The organism is Bacteroidota bacterium (assembly GCA_016706865.1).
Lineage (GTDB): Bacteria > Bacteroidota > Bacteroidia > Chitinophagales > BACL12 > UBA7236.
Map to the genome: position 1 here is coordinate 1,452,070 of JADJIS010000003.1, position 17,998 is coordinate 1,470,067.

The window sequence follows — 17,998 nt, forward strand, 5'->3', positions numbered from 1 at the left end:
TTCCCCGCCTTCGCAAATCTGCAAAACGTTAGCAGCTATTATCACAATGACACTTAACCCACGACCAAATAGACAAATGCGGAAGACAATAATTATCATACTGACAACTTTGACATTGAGTTCGTGTAATTACGAATACAAACTTTGTGACTGTAACTCGGCAGACGAAAAAGTGAAAATTTATAGCGACATTTTAAACGAGTTGGTTGAGCACCATTTTTACAATAGATATTTAGGCAAAGACGAGCAGAAGATTTTTAATAAATATGCTTCAAACAACCCGGACACAGCGAAAATAAGTAGGGAAGTAATTCAACTTCAAAACAACTTGTTTAATGACACAACCAGATTTTGCATTATTTATCTTGACACAGTTTATAGACCTGACTTTAATCAATGGACATATTATCAAAACGACACAGGACAGTATGCAAGAGAATTTAAAGATTTGATAAATACTTTCACAATAGACGGACTATCAGTGATAGACAGCTTGAATAGTATGCAATTGAGTTTGAAGCCAAGCGACTTTCAACTTTGCACTTCGAAAGTTTTATCACTACAAAACTTCAACAATCAAAAGGGAAAATGTGCAATTGGTATCGTAAGTTTTTCAAAAGTGTTTCTTGACAAAGCGAAAACTAAAGGACTACTATACTATAACTTTCGATGTGGGGAGTTTTGTGGGAAGGGAGAGCTTTTAGTTATTAAAAAGATAAATAATCGTTGGACAATATCCGAAACGTTTGAGAAATGGATTTCATGAAACAAGCACACAGACAGTGAACAACAGCTGCTAACAAGCACATTTGCGCCAGCGGGGCGACGACCTCCTCAGAATAATTTTCGATAACCTAAAACTTTGTATTTTTATTAAAGATTTTCGATTGCATTCCCCGCCATCGCAAATCTGCAAAACGTTATGTGCGATTTTAAACCATCCCCAATTTACACTTTCCGACAAAATTCTAAAAATTAAAGTTTCACTTTAGGAAAACTTTTGTATCTTTGCATTGTGGAGAAAGGAGAATTCAGGACGATTGTTTTTTACAAAGATTATTTTCAGACTTTCTTTGACAAACAAACTAAGAAAGTAAAGGCCAAAATCGTTTGGACCTTCGACTTGATTGAGGACACTCAGAGAGTTCCTGAAACTTATCTTAAACACATTGAAGGGACGAATGGTTTATTTGAAATCAAAATTCAGTTTGGGAGTGACATCTTTCGGATTTTCTGTTTTTTCGACAAGGGACAACTTATCATTTTAGCGAATGGATTCCAAAAAAAAACACAAAAAACACCTAAAAAAGAAATAGAATTAGCTATTAAAATAAAATCAGAATATGAAAAAGAAAAATAAAAACTTGACATCTCTCGAAGACTTTAAAGTGAAAAATTATGGCAAACGTGGGACAAAAAAACGCGAGGAATTAGAAGCCGGTTATGAAAACTTTAAAATCGGAGTTTTACTTCTTGAGGCAAGACTTGAAAAAGGTTTAACACAGGAACAACTTGCGGCTAAAGCAGGGACAACAAAATCTTATATCTCAAAAATTGAAAATAATATAAAAGAAGTTCGTATTTCGACTCTTCAAAAGATTGTGGAGACCGGACTTGGAGGACATCTTGAATTATCGATCAAATTATAATGAATATTAACCAAAGAATAAACCGCACATAACAAGCACATTTGCGCCAGCGGGGCGACGACCACCTCAGAATAATTTTCAATAACCTAAAACTTTGTATTTTTATTAAAGATTTTCGATTGCCTTCCCCGCCTTCGCAAATCTGCTGCACGTTATGTGTAATGCTACCAAAAATGCAATCCCGACCATTAAAATCTCCACCTACTACATTTTGACTATCTTTGTAAAGTCATAAAACTGGATGAAACAGCGAATTTACATAGACAGGTCAGTGATTGGCGGTTACTTTGACGAAGAGTTCAAAGAAGCAACAATTAAGTTGTTTGAGCGACTTGAGAACAATGAAATAATTTTTGTCGTTTCTGATTTACTTGACCTTGAATTAATAAACGCGCCTCAGCAGGTTAGAGACCATTTATCAAAATATTCACCAGACAAGTTCCAGAGAATTGAACTGACAGAAGAAGTAGTTAAACTTGCTGACACCTACATTGAAGAAAAAGTTGTTGGTAAAACAAGCTTGGAGGACTGTCGTCATATTGCTTTAGCGACAATAAACAAAGTAGATGTTTTAGCAAGTTGGAACTTTTAACATATTGTTAACCTTGACAGAATAAAAGGTTATAATTCAGTAAATTTAAAACTTGGTTATTCAATGATAGAAATTAGAAGTCCTAAAGACCTTGTAAATTATGAAAACGATTAATAAAGAAAAACAGTTTGACGCTGTAAAAATGATGAGAGATATCCGAGATAAAATAAGTTCGGACACTCAAAATATGACTTTTGACGAGTTAAAAAATTATATCAAACAACAACTTACAGACAGCAAATCAAAAATTGTTGGACAATAGTTTTCACGTGTGAATGCACTACACATAACAAGCACATTTGCGCCAGCGGGGCGATGATCACCTCCGAATAATTTCCGATAACCTAAAACTTTGTATTTTTATTAAAGATTTTCGATTGCCTTCCCCGCCGTCGCAAATCTGCTGCACGCTGGCGGCAAGTTTTGAGCGACAACACGAGCCTCAACGACAGATATAGACAATGGAAATAAAACACATTTACTGGTTCGCTTATTTCAACCTTAACGTACCAAGTGTGCGTTACAGAGCAAAGTTTCCTTTGCAACAATTCAGAGACAAACACGGAATTACTTTTTCAATCGTTTACCCGGGTTACGACCTTCAAAACATGAGCAACTTCATTCTGACATTTTTCTCTGCTCTTTTTTTTAGAAAGAGTAACTCTATAATTGTGTTTCAGAAAATTCATACAAGTGGCATTTATGCGACAGCTTTAAAAGTGCTTTTGTTTTTTAGACCACAGCATACTCTTTATGACATTGACGATGCTGAGCATACAAGACGACCAACACATACAATTCACCATTTTATAAAAAGATGTTCTGCTTGTTCTGCAGGCAGCAAATCGCTAATTGACTATATCAGACAATTTAACCAAAATGTTTTTCTTTTAACCTCACCTGTTTTTGATCACGGCTTGACAAAGGCAGCATTAGAAAAGACTTTTACCATTGGTTGGGTTGGCTATTACGGTGCTCACAGACAAAGTTTGACTGAATTATTTTTCCCTTCACTTTACAAAATTGACTTTCCGTTAAAACTAAAACTGCTTGGTGTTTCGGACAAGGTAGAGGAACAAGAGATTAAATCATACTTTAAGCACAATAAAAACATTACAGTTGAAACTCCACTTGATTTAGACTGGCTAGATGAACATTCTATTTATGAACTAATCACAACCTTTGACTTTGGCGTTTCACCTCTTATTGACAACGAGTTTAATCGTGGCAAAACTGCTTTCAAACTAAAGCAATGCATGTCGTGTGGTGTTCCTGTTTTAGGTAGCAGAGTAGGTGAAAACATAGCGTTTCTACAAGACGGTATTAATGGCTATTTATGCGACACCCCCAACGACTATTTTCAAAAATTGATTTCATTAAAAAGTTCACAGAATGACTGCTACACAAAACTTAGCGTGAACGCAAAAAAAACTTTCCATACATATAGCATTGACAATTATTGCACAACATTTATAAACTATTTCAAATGACGACAGCTTTTCGGACAAGAAGTAAACCAGCCGTCAACATCGGTTTTGAGTCAGGCAGGGTGAAGTGCTTCTATCGACAATTTTGTGTATAATTGAGGTGCGGTTCTTCGTATCGAGTGTATTGCTAAAATGCCCGCCCGAACGCAAAGCCGAAAAACGTTATGCGCAACTAATGTATCCACAATACGTTCAATCTTGCAGAAAGAAATAATATTGATAAATTAAATTTATATTGTGTGACTTTTGAACCCCTATTTCTTTTTAACTAAGAAAGGATTAAACTTAATGAAATATATTTTTTAACTCTTACAATAAAAATGAGGTCGACTTTTGAAAAAATAGGTCTAATTGGAAAGGCCACTTATATTTTAGACATGCGAAATACAGAATTTCGGGGTTATCTGCAAAGTGTTGTTGGAAATAAAAAGGAATTAAAATTATTTATAAACCCTGATTTTCAATATTATGGACAAGTCGACTTATCATCTTTTGAAATTACAGAAAATGATACGACTTTTGGGAACACAAGTGATGCAAAACTAACAGGAATAGTTATAGAGCTCGAGGATAAAATTGAAATACAAATTGAATCCCTTTTATTAGATGCACGAGAGTATTTATTCGTCATTGCAGGAATTACTATGCTTATCCTTGGGCTTTATAAAATTCTCACTGGTGACATAACAAATGAAGACTATTCGGTCGCACTTATTGGTATATTTTTTTTAGTTTTTACCTATTGCTATATAAGAATTGATTCAAGGAAGGCAATAAAACATTTTGATTCGACCATTGAAAAAATAATAAAACTCTCAAAATAATAATTCTAACATAATCTATCTATTGCAAATCTAATTAGGAATAGAAATGGCAGCGCATAACCAGCACATTTGCGCCAGCGGGGCGACAACATCCTCCGAATAATTTTAAATATCCTAAAACTTTGTATTTTTATTAAAGATTTTCGATTGCCTTCCCCGCCATCGCAAATCTGCAAAACGTTATAGGCAATAAAATTTCACTGAATGCTGACATTAACATAGACAATAATCAAATCTAATACCTTAATGTACAAATCATGAGTTGGGACTTCGTTTTAATAAATTTCAGACAGTTGACAGCAATTATGAAACTCCGCTTTATATTTATAGTTATTATTACATTCTACCCAAGTTGTAAAAAAAGATACTATAGATACAAACGAACAATTGATTAATATCGTAAAACATTTACAAGAAGGAGATATAGATAATATTAAAAAAGATTTTTATTCTGATGAATATTTTGATGATTTGCCAAATGTTGAGCAAACATTAAAACAGTATAAATTATTGATTGAAAATCTTGAAATCGATAAAAAAGAAAATATAATACTTGAAGAAGGAAAACAGATCATTACAAGTAAATATCTTCCAAAAGACTCTATTTTAATAACAACTGCGCTTATTCCACTCGGAGTAAATCTTCCTTCCCCTGTGCCGCCATATTTTGTTGAACTAAATTTCATAATAGTTGAAAATGAAATTAAATTATTAGGTCTCAAAGTATCTAGTACAAAGATGCCTCCAGAGATAAATGAACTTGTTTTAGAAAATAGAATATTCATTGACAAAACCCACATAAAGGATGTTTCACTTATGTACGAAGGAGGTTATAAAAATCCTTTAATCTTTAAAAGAAAAGAAAGCCTCTATTCAGATTTAGGAAGCCAAGTCCAAAATCTAAACGCACTTTTAGATTTGATAAATAATGCAAAAATAGTAAAGTCGCAAAAGGAAACAGATACTCGGCGCTTTAATGGAGATCCAGAACTTGGAATTGTAAACATTACTCTAGATAATGAGTATGCATGGACAGTATTCACTTTAATTTCAGAAGAGAATTTCAAACCTGAAACGTTTTATGGTACGTTCGAATTAAGGTATTCTAAATACTTAAATTTAGCCGCTACTTATTGGATTGAAGTTGAAAATAAAGAACTTGCTAAAAAGTTAATACTTGATTTATGTCATTCAGGAGAGAACAAAAGAACTGAACCAAAAAAAAGTGGGAAATTGGAAGTAACGAAAAAATAATACCTGGTGTCAAAAGCAGCAATGTATTGGAGAAAGTACAAACTTGAGACAGACTGAAAGAAATTAACATTGACAAATGGAAGAACAAATAATAAAAATTGACACTGGGACAGCTAAGGTTCTTGACCTTGACGCTGATGGGAAAGGTTTGTATTTAGCTTTTTGCAACAACGGACAAGTTATCTCAAACAACAAAAACGTTTTTATCAATTCGCAAATTCAATACCCAATTATTCGCATTTTTGATTACAATAAATTCCTACTTGCGGACTGCAGAACGGTAGAGAACAAGCCCAATGCTTTTATTTACGACTTCGCAGGACAACTTCTAAATTCATTTGTTCTGGGAGATGGCATCCAAGATATATTGATACATCACAACAAGATTATAGTAACCTATTTCGACGAGGGTGTATTTGGTGCTGACGGACCAAACAACAACGGACTTACTGTTTTTAGTTTGGACGGGAAGCAAGAATTTGGTTTCAACGAAAGCGTTGAAGGGCTCCATATTTATGATTGCTATTGTATTTGCAAACACGGCATAGACAAAGTTTTGTTTTACGCTTATGACTATTTTGATGTCACCGAGCTAAACCTTGACTCTTATGAATGGCAACAAATAATAACACCAATGGACTTTAAAGGTTCTTCTGCATTGACAATCAAAGACAAGAAAATAATTTTCCACTCAAACTATGATGACAAACTAAGTTTCTTTGAGTGGGACACATTGTCAATGGAAGTTAACAAAATCGGAAAATATTCATCGCAGCTAAAGGGGTTGGAAAACGGAAAATTTTTGGCGGTTGGAGAATGTGGATTCACAATAATATCGATTTGACCAAAGAATATAATTTATTGGAACTTCACCTTTCAAATGTATAGTTATACAGCTGCTAACAAGCACATTTGCGCCAGCAGGGCGACGACCTTCTTAGAATAATTTTCGATATCCTAAAACTTTGTATTTTTATTAAAGATTTTCGATCGCCTGCCTCGCCATCGCAAATCTGCAAAACGATTTACGCCAACAGGACGACGACCACCTCAGTATAATTTTCGATATCCTAAAACTTCGTATTTTTATTAAAGATTTTCGATTGCCTTCCCCGCCGTCGCAAATCTGCTGCACGTTAGCGGTAATTTTCGTACAACAGAAAACACCGTCATTTGACAAATAAAAAACTTGAACTATGATAGCTACTTTAATCATCGTTGGACTTTTACTACTTCCCGTAATTTATAATTTGGTTTTCCCATTTAAGAAACCATATATGGACAATTACTTTACTCCCGGCCTATCTTTTACAAGTACAGCCGAAGGTGTTACCCAAACAGTTATCAAACAAGACGGCAACAAAGTTTATTGTGAGACCAAATTTGAAGCAAAGGCAATTGGGCCCCCTGAGCATTTGCATTTGAGTTTGGACGAAAGTGCCACAGTAGTAAAGGGAACATTGACAACAAAAGTTGGGGGTGAAATAAAAAAACTAAACGCTGGTGACAGAGTTATTTTACCAAAAGGAATTTATCATAGAATGTATAACGAGACAGACAACGAAGTTGTAATAAAACCTGAAAAAGCTGATGACTATTTGCCCATTGAATTAGCCTATTCCCTTTCTCAATTGTATCCATTAATGAAACCAAGGGGTGGACTTACTTTAAAAATGTTTGCAAAAATTTGCGTGCTTGACGAGTTGTTTGACACTATTGTAGTTGGACCTCCACCTCCAGTATTTAAAGCAATAAAAAAAACGGCTAAACCCTATGCCCGGCTATTTGGTGTAACACCTTATGACGACAAATCAAAACCGAAATAAAAAACTACACTAACAGCACATTTGCAATTGGCGGGGTTTCGTGCTCCGCAGACAGTTTGTGGGAGCAGAAAGTGCAGTTTTCCGAATGAACATTTGTGCTGGAAATCCCACCCATCGCAAATCTGCAAAACGTTATGTGCAATTTTAAAATTATGTATATCCTTACAGAAGAAAATGTCGACTGCTCCTTTATGCAGACAATTATAAAGCTCCCACAATCTAGGGACGACTTAAAATCTGCGTTTATAGATACCTCAGTCATAGAAAAACTTTTATTGTATGTTGACCTCACTGACAACTTGTTGAAAGAATTTGCCGAGCACCCCCATATTGCTGACTTCATATTAAAATCTAAACATCTAGATGAAATCTATTATGTTAAAACATTCCCATATAACGAGCCTTATGGTGCGGATAAGGTTGAAGAATATATTTGTTATGGAGAATATCATAGAAATTTAACCCGCGAGTATAAAAACTTATTTTTTCGCGTAGACCAAAAATGGGACAAATTCAACTTCCCAAAATTTGAACAAGACAAAATAACTGAGGTTTTTAAAAAAAATCTTCCGTTATTTTCTGGTACAGTTTGCGATACGATATTTCCTGCTGTTTATTTGGAACAAAATAAACTAAACAATAAATCAGACCTTTTAAACAATCATTTGCTTGACAAATCTCTCCTTGACAGCCTCTATTTATTTTCAAAAGACTACTGGGGCAATGCTGCCTTCCTAGACAACAACGGAAATTTATTTGAATATAAACACAAGGAGCGCACTTTGCTTCAATCTGACAATGATTTAATCTCCTGGACGGATAACAAATTGAAGAATGTTTTCATGCTATAGTGCGCTAATTAAAAACTGCAGATAACCAGAACGTTTGCGCCAACGGGGCGACGACCACTTCAGAATAATTTTCGATAAACTAAAACTTCGTATTTTTATTAAAGATTTTCGATTGCCTTTCCCGCCGTCGCAAATCTGCAAAACGTTATGTGCAACCTTATGGCAACCATTGAAATTACATTAACATAAACAAAAAACCAATTAGTATGACAAACGAATTTAAAAATTGCCAATCTTGTGGAATGCCTTTAAAACGAGACCCAAAAAGTGGAGGAACAAATGCTGATGGAAGTATCAGCAAAGTGTATTGTTCTTACTGCTATGAAAAAGGTGAATTCACTTATAAAGGAAATGATGTAAAAGAATTTCAGGAATTGAACAAACAAAAAATGATGGAAGGCGGACACTCAAAATTCTTCGCTTGGTTATTTACAAGAGGAATGAAGCGATTAGGAAGATGGAAAAACAATTAGCATTTTTTCACATCAGATAATAACTAAATAATGATACAGTTCATGGCTTCTAATAAACTTCTCTGCAGACTTCAAACAGCTGTGCTTCGTGGCGAGAGCAGCAGTATGCGTATAATAACGACTTAGCGCAAGCGGAGCTAACGTGCTTCGTATGACAGTTTTTCGTAAATTTGAATATTCGGCTTCGTAGAAAGTTTTGTGGTGAAAATCCCCGCCTGCGCCAAGCCGCAAAACGTTATGCGTAATTTCATACTATGAGATCCACTACATTTTGTATTATAACTATTTTTACAATATTATCCTTTTAATGTAATCAAAATGCTAAAAAACCAAACAAAAAAGTAGAAGATATAACATTCACCTCAACCAACAGTAATATGAAACAAGTGCTTCAACAAATATCTTTCAATACAATTAGAAACGGGGAATTTAAACCTTCCGCAGAGCAGGTCAAAAATCAATGGCTTGGTAATAGTCCAGCTTCCTCTGAAGAAATAGAGAAAGCGGAAAATCGATTAAATGTAATATTACCTGATGATTATAAATTATTTCTCGAAAACTGTAATGGATTTCCAGCAAGTAGTTTTACCGAACCAACATTTCACCCGGTTAATGAAATTGATTATTTGAAAAATGTAGATCCACAATTGATTGAAATATGGATTGAAACTGGAAATGTGGAAGAAGGTAAAATGTTAGAAAAGAGTATAATTATAGCAGGAAAGTATGAAGAACAATATTTTTTGCTAATACCTCCTACCGATCCTAAAACATTTTGGAAATATTGGAAATTTGCCCATTGGCATCCTGGAGAAGTGGAGTTTCAAGACCTAATGTCATATTGGACTGACGTATTAAACTTTACAAAAGGCCTTTAAATTTGTAAAAACTACCCGTAACAACACATTTGCGCCATCAGGGCGACAACATCCTCCCAATAATTATCGATAACCCAAAACTTCGTATTTTTATTAAAGATTTTCGATTGCCTTCCCATACGTCGCAAATCTGCAAAACGTTGTGCGCCATTTTACCGAACCATATAACAACTATTAAAACTACGAAAAAATAACAATTTTTGCTTAAATTTAACGTATATACAAAATGAAACTGAAAGAAAATACAAAAAAAGTAGTTGATGCAATTGTGTTTGGTTATACTAACAAGAAATTAAATGTATTGCTAATCAAAAGATGGATTTTTGTTCGATATTAATTTTTCGTAAAAGGAATGAACATTATGCCCCATTATTTTTACGAGACAATTTATCAACTTCGAGCAAACGAAGAAATCATTTTGTACGACAATTTGCTTTATTTTAAAGGAGATGACGAAGCGTTGGTAAAAGAATTTCTGCAAATTGAATTTGATGTTGAGTCCGAAAATCATCCTTTTTCTACACCAAAATACAATGCAGAATCGGCTTTATGGGCAGCAAAAATAGTTTATACTGCTTGCCAAATTTTATTGTACCGAGAGCATAAAGAAGCAGAGTTGACTGATTTATTGCCCTTATTTTCACAACCAATTACTACAGAAGCTATACTTTCGGCAGATTTATGTTTGCGTTTTTTACCTCAAATATTGGCAGAAGCCAAACTGATAGACCCTGAAGATCATGTGATTCCTATTCTTGAAAATATTTTAAACCAATGTCATTATTCTGGAATTGGGATAATATTAGCTCTTGAAAATTTAGACTTTGATCCGATTTTTAGCAACCCTTGTTTGGAACAATTGTATATAGATAGAGTGATTGAAACAAAAGATAGAAAACGAGCTGAATTGCCTCAAATGCTTGAAAAGATTAGGGCAACGCTTGGTAATTATACCGAAAATTATTGGAATGAATTTAAGAAATCAGATTAAATAAATGGAAAATTTAAACAAACTAAATGCAGTTTTAAATTATGTAAAGCATGCATTTATTGGCAAAGATGAGATTATAGACTTGCTTGGTATTTCTTTGATTGCTAGAGAAAATGCTTTTCTTCTTGGTCCGCCTGGCACTGCAAAAAGTGCCATTGTAAGAATGCTTTCGCAATGTATCGAAGATGGAAAAAACTTTGAATATCTGTTGACACGATTTACCGAACCCAATGAAATTTTTGGACCATTTGATATTCGCAAACTCAAAGAAGGGGAACTGATTACCAATACAGAAGGTATGCTGCCAGAGGCTTCTTTGGTTTTTTTAGATGAGATATTTAATGCCAATAGTGCTATTTTGAATAGTTTATTGATGGCATTGAACGAAAAAATATTTAGGCGAGGTAAAGAAACAAAGAAGTTGCCCGCATTAATGTTTGTGGGGGCTAGTAATATATTGCCCGAAGAGGAGTCTTTGAATGCACTACTAGACAGATTTTTAATAAGAGCCAAATGCGATTATGTAGATCCAGATAAATTGCACGATGTGCTTTTGGCTGGTTGGAATTTGGAAAATAATAGTCAAAGAGAAATGCAGACTATTACATCCAAAGAGATAAGAAACCTACAATTACAAGCACGAAAAATAGATTTAACACCTATCCGAAAAGAGTATATTGATATTGTACATTCTTTGAGAAATACAGGCATTAAGGTTTCGGACAGGCGAGCCGTAAAATTACAAAATCTGATAGCAGCAAGTGCATTAATATGTGGCCGAACCGAAGCAATAAAAACCGATATGTGGGTGCTGAAATATATTTGGGACACTGAAGAGCAAATAGAAATTCTGGAAGGCATTATTAATAATATTATTGACAAAGAGATAGATGAAAAGTCGCACCCACAGGCACTTTTAAACAAAGCTCCCAATCCCGAGGAAGTGATGAAAGAAGTACAGTATTTAAAAGATAAATGGCAAAATGAAACTTTGACTTTTGAAGAACAAAATGTAGTAAAAGATAAACTAAGATATGTACAGAATAGGTGTGCTTGGATTAAAAATGTGGAGCAAAAGCAATACATTCAAATAGAAATAGAAAATTTATGGCAGAAAATTTTGCAGACCATTTAGTACAAATAGAGACAGTTCACAAAGAACATTTGGGACAAATAAGGCATTGGGACAATCTGAAAATAGCCACCGAAGCCAACTATATTTGGATAAAAAATTTTACCGAATTGCAATTAGCCTCAGCCGAATTGCAATCTATTCCATTTACAAAAACATTTGTTTGTAAAGACAATCTACTGTTTCCGAAAGGAAATCTTTTGCCCTTCAAAAAAATGCCCAATCTTTTGTGGACACCAATAGAAAGGGCATTGAGCATTGAATTGTCTAATTTTAATCACAATTTTTTTGGAATTCATCAGTCTGTAGAAATTAAACTTATTTCTACCGAAGCAGAGCAAAAAGCCACTGTTTTATTGGTAAATAAACATACCGCAAGTAAATACATTTCAAATGCTTCGGCTATTCGTTTAAAACCTTTGAAATGGGTATTGATAGATGCTGAAAATGCTTTGATATTTGGTGAGCCGATGCTGCCTGTTGATGGCAAAACATTTTGGCAAAAAGGTAATTTCATATTTCCAGTGGGGCTTCATTTGGAATTTCTGTTGTTAGAAAAAATTATAGAAAAAAAACTCAATCCCTACCAAACTCAATCGATTTGGTGGACTTCGGAATACAGTTATTGTTTGATAGATAGAACGAAGCTAAAGCCTTTATCCATCTCCTCCTGGAAACAAACCCTTAAAATAGATTGATATGAATGCCAGTGATTATTTTCGATCTTATGAAGAATATTTTTGGCTTTGGGAAGATGAAAACGAAGTATTGACTATCAATGGCGGTAGTACGATTGCTTATACAGAAGAACTAATACCTATTTTGGCCGCCATTGCCGAGAGGGGCTTGCCTTCATTTGGGGCTATTTTATGTGCAATGATAGCAATAAACAGAACCGAAGAGAATTCTTTAGATTTTGTGTATAAAATATTGTCAGCATTAGAATTTAATGAGCATTTTAAAAATTCAGATTTAAAAGAAAGTTTTAATTTTCTTACCATTTTGCAATCCCTGCCCGATGAGTATAAAATAGGAAAGAGAAAACAAATATTATTAACAACCATTTTTGAAAATGCACACAATAGAATCAATTCTTCTACATCAATAGGTATTGTAAATGTTTTAAAAGAAGAAAAAAGAAGGACTCGCTTTCAAAAGTTAAGCGTATTGACTGGAAATGTTTTTGCAAAAGATATCAAGGTTTTCCAAATACTCTCCCGAAAGTTTACAAGCATTCAGTCTATAATAGATGCAATGGGCGATTTGCCCGAAATTGCAGAAGAGTTATTACCTCAATTAGATACAAGATCTACAACCGAAATAAACTACAAAGATTTTGTAGAAGAATTGATGGACAATTCGCAAACATTTCAAATAGGGGCATTGATAAAACCCATTTGGGCAGGATTTAATGTTCCTATTTTCAATGCCCATCCTAGCGAACAGCCTTTGGGCGGGGTGTCAGATTTATCCAATAAAGGTGATTTCGACAAACTTTTGGTATCCGAATTTGCTAATGACGACTTGCTTTTTATGTCACGTTTGGCCAATAACGAAGCCTTGTATTTACATAGAGAAATGCCACCAATTACCGACAAATTGCAAAGAATTATTCTGATAGATATTTCATTGAAAACTTGGGGCATTCCAAAAATATTAGGCTATGCCAGTAGTTTAGCTATTTCCAAACATCCAAAATCGAAGAGCGAAAGCAAGTTGTTTTTGGTTGGAGATACTTTTTTACCAATGGAATACGAAAAAACGAGTAATGTTATCGACGGTTTGCAACAAGTAGCTTTGGGCTTGAATGCCCAAAAAGGGATTGCGGCATTTTTGGAATCAAATAAACAAAACAAGCAATTAGAAATATTTTATATTACCACTCCCGAAGGGCTTAAATATCCTGAAATAGCCAGGTTACTGGCAGAAAACCATACGCTTTTCCGCTACATTATTACTACTAATATTGAAGGCAATATTTATTTTTATAAAAATAAAAACAATGCCTTTAAGCATTTGCAAACCATTAAATTGCCTTTAGAAAAACTTTGGAAAAAGCCATTGAAACCATTTGAGCAAAAACATATTCCATATTTGCCTGAATCAAATGAAGTTTACCCACTATTGCTCCCTTTACCAAAAAAAAGAAGCAGATTGATTCCTATTAGAAACGAAGTGTATTTTGTTTCTAATAGATGCCTATTTCGAATAGTAAATTTTGGAAATCAAACAAACAAAAAGGGTTGCGAATTGGTTTTGAAAAATGTACCCGCAAATAGCAATTATGAACTTGGGAAAACAGATAAAGGAATATTACTTTTTCTTTCATTCAATCCGCAAAACAGAGGGGTTATTATTACAGATTTAGAAACATTGCAATATGCCAAAGTTTTTTTTAATGAATGGAAATCTTCACGAATTATTGAGTTTATATTTTTAAGGGAACAGTTTACTTTCCAAATTAGAAATGCTGATGTATATACCTTTAACGCAAATTTTGAGACAAAAATTATTGAAATTGAAAAAAAGGAATATAATAGTGGTGTTTTCAATAATGATTATACTGAAAGACAAAAACAATGTATCGATTTGAATGCTGTTTTTCATGGATTGGCATTTAATGTATTAAAAAACCTTAAAGAGGTTTATATAAATGAAGAGAATTGGCTGGTGTTTAATTCCCATCAACTGAAATTTCAGTATGGTATGCAACACATGCAATTTTACCATTACAATAGAATGAGTAAAGAGCCTAAAGTGAAGGCTCAATACGATTCTACCAAAAAAGCCTATGTATTTAACGAAGGCAGCGAAATATCAGTAAACGGAACCGGCTTTTTTACGTTAAAAAGTAGCAATACCGATATTCCTGCAATATATATATCTTCTACAATAGATATTATTTTAGGGGTAGCTACAGAAACATATTTTGCAGGGTATGATTATTTTTATGGCATTCCATATTTCACATTTCGTTTGCAGTCTAGCGGTCTCAAAAAAGTAAGTGCGATTAAAATTCTAAAAACTTATAGTGGCATTGGCTTAAAGGATGCAAAGAATATTATAGATACCGCACCGATTCAATTTGCAATGTATTTGAAAAATGATGATGCAGAAAAAATGACAAAAGAGCTACAGGATATCGGTTGTGAGATTGCTTTTTATGGGAATAAAAAGGAGCAAACAATTATTTCTAACCAAGAATTTTATGACGCCTATATTCAAAAATTTATAACCCAAATAGTGCAATATGAATCTAAGAATTAAACCTTGGTCAAAAAATACGTATCCTCTTCAAGGTATTTTGATTAAAGGCACTGACTTGAAACATTGGCTCTATCAGCTTCAAATTTTAGAAATAGATATAAATACGGTTCCCGTTTTTGCCATTCCAGATACAAGTCCAAATTCTATTTGGGGCTGTTTTGTGGAGTTGAAGCAAGTCATTTCAAACGATTTTAAATTACAGAATGTACAGTTTTGCCAATGTATTAAAGATGCATTATTTATACCCGAATTTTCTACAATATATCCTAAAATTAATCCTTCTGAAATAGCCATTTTATTTGCAAAATGTCAGCATATTATTCATCCGGAGTTTGGTCTTTTTGAATTACAAAACCCAATTGATTGGCAAGATGTATTAGAAATCCCCTTGCCACAAAACTGTGTAATTACGGAGCCTCAAATTACCGCTTTTCGCCCTCAAACTATTCATAAAATTGAAATAAAAGCATTGCCTCCAGAAGAATTATTGAAAAATATGGAGGAGAACACATTTCCTAAGAAGGAAACTTTTATAGAAAAGCCACTCAATTGGAAAGAAAAGATAAAATACCAACTTTTAAAATCGGTTTTTTGGACATCTGAAACTGGTGATGGAGGAAAGCAAACCGAAAAAGCAAATTGGTTTACAAAGTTGGCCTACATGTTGGGTAAATTAATTCCCACCGGCGGGAAGTTGTTTGAAAAGTTTGAAAATGATTTTGAAGATTTAGAGAAACGAAACCGTTCGGAAATGGAAAAATTGTTGCAATTGTTTAAAAGCAACCCCGAAGAAGCTTTAAAATATGCCATTCCAATTGATAATGAAGGCACAAATAGAGGTGGAGACAAAGGCACATTTAGTATGAGTCAACGATGGAAATCGTTTAAATTATTTGGCAATAGCGGGGCAAGTGGTAGTGGAAACGTGCTTTTGAAGGACAACTCCATGGCTAAATTGCAACAACAGTATAACCAAACAGCAATCAATTTAATAAAGGAAAAAAAATATGAAAAAGCGGCATTTGTGTATATGAAATTATTGAAAAACAACCAAATGGCGGCAAATACTTTGGAAGACGGAAAGCTGTATCCCGAAGCAGCCGCTTTGTATTTAAAATATATGAATAATAAAGAAAGAGCCGCTTCGTGCTTCGAAAAAGGGAGAATGACTTCTGATGCGATTGGACTATACAAAGAGTTGAAGATGTACGAAAAAGTTGGTGATTTATACCAGTCTATCAATAACCAAAAAGAAGCCTTTGAGCACTATAATTATGTAGTAGAAAACTATAAAGCCTCCGACCAATATCTGAAAGCCTCCTTGCTTTTGCGCAATAAAATGGAAGACAAATCATCTGCTCAGGATATCCTGCTTGCTGGTTGGCGAGAGGAAAAAGATAGTTTTAATTGTATCAATAATTATTTTGTAAATATTGAAGATATACAAATTTTGTCGAAAGAAATTGATAGAATTTATAGAAACGAAACCAATGAAAGAAACAAACAGGAGTTTCTAAAAGCCTTGAAATATGAACAAAAAAAAGATGCCCTAATAGCTACACAAACCAAAGAACTTGCTTACGAAATAATTTCAGAACTGGCTAAAATAAATTCTGGTATTCTAAACGAGTTGTCAGCTTTTAATAAAGATGCACAATTGTCTAAAGACATTACAAGGTATAAAATGAAAGAAAAACGACAATGAAATATATAGAAATAATGAAATTTGAGAAACTCACAAAAAAAATATAAACGGCGTACAATATGGGTTTGACAAAAGGGCGGCTTTATTACTAGGCCGAGCATTTGTAGTTTCTATTGGCTTTTGTATTAAATTTGAACATTGGTACATTTTACACCCCACTTTCGCCAAGCCCAAAAACGTTATCTGCGATTTTAGAATGACTCGAAAACATAAAACTTTCTAGTCTCCATCGGCGAAGACCCGCTCCCCTACGCAGATTCATTTATGAACTTTTTTTACAATAAATAGTTGTTCATTCGGACAACTTTATTATATTTGCTTTGGATGGGATCTGAGAAAGTGAGAACTGTGTTTTTGTTTAATTACTATTTTACTGACTTTATGCAAAACAGAAGCAAAAAGTAAAAGACAAAATACTTTGGACTTTCAGAATAATTGAGAGGCAAAAATATATGCTTGAAGACTATTTAAAACATATCCAAGGAACGACTGGACTTTATGAAATCAGAGTTCAACAGGGGGGGTGACATATTTCGAATATTTTGCTTCTTTGATGAAGAAAAATTGATCGTCCTTGCGAACGAAAATCAGAAAAACTCGCAAAAGGACCCAAAGATCGAAATTGAAAAAGCATTAAAATAAAAACCGAATATGAAGAAGAAAAACAATCTAAAATCTCTTGACCAATTTGTAGAAGAACAAAATGGTAAAAAAGGGACAACAAAACGTGATAAATTTGACAAGGGATTTAAAGCATTTGAACTTGGAGTTTTAATTCAGCAAGCGAGACTTAAAAAAGGAATGACTCAAGAAGAACTTGCATTAAAGTGTGGAACCAATAAAGGCTATATTTCTAAAATCGAAAATAATATCAAAGAGGTCCGTATATCAACACTCCAAAAAATAGTAGAACTAGGTTTAGGGGGACATCTTGAATTGACAATTAAACTTTGACAACTGACCATCATCCGAGAAAACCGCACGTAACAGCACATTTACGCCATCAGGGCGACGACATCCTCCCAATAATTATCGATAACCCAAAACTTCGTATTTTTATTAAAGATTT

General features: G+C 33.9%; 18 protein-coding genes and 2 pseudogenes. All 20 read left to right on the forward strand.

Going from position 1 to position 17,998, the window contains the following annotated elements:
• Nucleotides 1–172: 172 nt before the first annotated feature.
• The 20 genes and pseudogenes from IPI31_15555 to IPI31_15650 all read left to right on the forward strand — a co-directional run bounded on the left by IPI31_15555 (nt 173) and on the right by IPI31_15650 (nt 17,883).
• Nucleotides 173–766: a hypothetical protein gene (locus tag IPI31_15555; GenBank protein MBK7569237.1), complete on the forward strand. Its 594-nt coding sequence runs from the start codon at nt 173–175 to the stop codon at nt 764–766.
• Nucleotides 767–1,012: 246 nt separating this feature from the next.
• Nucleotides 1,013–1,360 (forward strand): type II toxin-antitoxin system RelE/ParE family toxin, encoded by a 348-nt coding sequence (locus IPI31_15560; GenBank protein MBK7569238.1) that lies wholly within the window; start codon nt 1,013–1,015, stop codon nt 1,358–1,360.
• A complete protein-coding gene (locus tag IPI31_15565; GenBank protein MBK7569239.1) occupies nt 1,344–1,649 on the forward strand; it encodes a helix-turn-helix transcriptional regulator in 306 nt (101 codons plus the stop codon). The genes IPI31_15560 and IPI31_15565 overlap by 17 nt, the downstream gene beginning before the upstream one ends.
• 241 nt (nt 1,650–1,890) lie before the next feature.
• A pseudogene (locus IPI31_15570) lies at nt 1,891–2,355 on the forward strand (PIN domain protein).
• Nucleotides 2,342–2,503 carry a hypothetical protein gene (locus IPI31_15575; GenBank protein ID MBK7569240.1) on the forward strand — a complete coding sequence of 54 codons (162 nt, stop codon included), beginning with the start codon at nt 2,342–2,344 and terminating at the stop codon, nt 2,501–2,503. The pseudogene IPI31_15570 and the gene IPI31_15575 overlap by 14 nt, the downstream one beginning before the upstream one ends.
• Before the next feature lie 199 nt (nt 2,504–2,702).
• Nucleotides 2,703–3,731, forward strand: a complete 1,029-nt coding sequence (locus IPI31_15580; protein ID MBK7569241.1) for a glycosyltransferase — start codon at nt 2,703–2,705, stop codon at nt 3,729–3,731.
• A gap of 374 nt (nt 3,732–4,105) precedes the next feature.
• Nucleotides 4,106–4,552: a hypothetical protein gene (locus IPI31_15585; protein ID MBK7569242.1), complete on the forward strand. Its 447-nt coding sequence runs from the start codon at nt 4,106–4,108 to the stop codon at nt 4,550–4,552.
• 387 nt (nt 4,553–4,939) lie between these two features.
• Nucleotides 4,940–5,806 (forward strand): hypothetical protein, encoded by an 867-nt coding sequence (locus tag IPI31_15590; GenBank protein MBK7569243.1) that lies wholly within the window; start codon nt 4,940–4,942, stop codon nt 5,804–5,806.
• A 76-nt stretch (nt 5,807–5,882) separates the two neighbouring features.
• Nucleotides 5,883–6,650, forward strand: coding sequence for a hypothetical protein (locus IPI31_15595; GenBank protein MBK7569244.1), 768 nt, complete (start codon nt 5,883–5,885; stop codon nt 6,648–6,650).
• A gap of 352 nt (nt 6,651–7,002) precedes the next feature.
• On the forward strand, nt 7,003–7,632 hold the full coding sequence (locus IPI31_15600) for a cupin domain-containing protein (protein ID MBK7569245.1): 630 nt from the start codon (nt 7,003–7,005) through the stop codon (nt 7,630–7,632).
• Between the two features lie 152 nt (nt 7,633–7,784).
• Complete coding sequence (locus IPI31_15605; protein ID MBK7569246.1) at nt 7,785–8,483, forward strand: hypothetical protein; 699 nt, start codon at nt 7,785–7,787, stop codon at nt 8,481–8,483.
• A gap of 206 nt (nt 8,484–8,689) precedes the next feature.
• Nucleotides 8,690–8,956 carry a zinc ribbon domain-containing protein gene (locus IPI31_15610; GenBank protein ID MBK7569247.1) on the forward strand — a complete coding sequence of 89 codons (267 nt, stop codon included), beginning with the start codon at nt 8,690–8,692 and terminating at the stop codon, nt 8,954–8,956.
• Between the two features lie 377 nt (nt 8,957–9,333).
• Nucleotides 9,334–9,834 carry an SMI1/KNR4 family protein gene (locus IPI31_15615; GenBank protein MBK7569248.1) on the forward strand — a complete coding sequence of 167 codons (501 nt, stop codon included), beginning with the start codon at nt 9,334–9,336 and terminating at the stop codon, nt 9,832–9,834.
• Nucleotides 9,835–10,195: 361 nt separating this feature from the next.
• On the forward strand, nt 10,196–10,825 hold the full coding sequence (locus IPI31_15620) for a hypothetical protein (GenBank protein ID MBK7569249.1): 630 nt from the start codon (nt 10,196–10,198) through the stop codon (nt 10,823–10,825).
• 4 nt (nt 10,826–10,829) lie between these two features.
• Complete coding sequence (locus IPI31_15625) at nt 10,830–11,960, forward strand: AAA family ATPase (protein ID MBK7569250.1); 1,131 nt, start codon at nt 10,830–10,832, stop codon at nt 11,958–11,960.
• A complete protein-coding gene (locus IPI31_15630) occupies nt 11,933–12,655 on the forward strand; it encodes a hypothetical protein (protein MBK7569251.1) in 723 nt (240 codons plus the stop codon). The genes IPI31_15625 and IPI31_15630 overlap by 28 nt, the downstream gene beginning before the upstream one ends.
• A gap of 1 nt (nt 12,656) precedes the next feature.
• A complete protein-coding gene (locus IPI31_15635) occupies nt 12,657–15,224 on the forward strand; it encodes a ribosomal protein L7/L12 (protein ID MBK7569252.1) in 2,568 nt (855 codons plus the stop codon).
• Nucleotides 15,208–16,929 (forward strand): hypothetical protein, encoded by a 1,722-nt coding sequence (locus IPI31_15640; protein MBK7569253.1) that lies wholly within the window; start codon nt 15,208–15,210, stop codon nt 16,927–16,929. Before IPI31_15635 ends, IPI31_15640 begins: the two co-directional genes overlap by 17 nt.
• A gap of 324 nt (nt 16,930–17,253) precedes the next feature.
• Nucleotides 17,254–17,571 (forward strand): annotated as a pseudogene (locus IPI31_15645) (type II toxin-antitoxin system RelE/ParE family toxin).
• A gap of 9 nt (nt 17,572–17,580) precedes the next feature.
• On the forward strand, nt 17,581–17,883 hold the full coding sequence (locus IPI31_15650; protein MBK7569254.1) for a helix-turn-helix transcriptional regulator: 303 nt from the start codon (nt 17,581–17,583) through the stop codon (nt 17,881–17,883).
• Nucleotides 17,884–17,998: the final 115 nt, after the last annotated feature.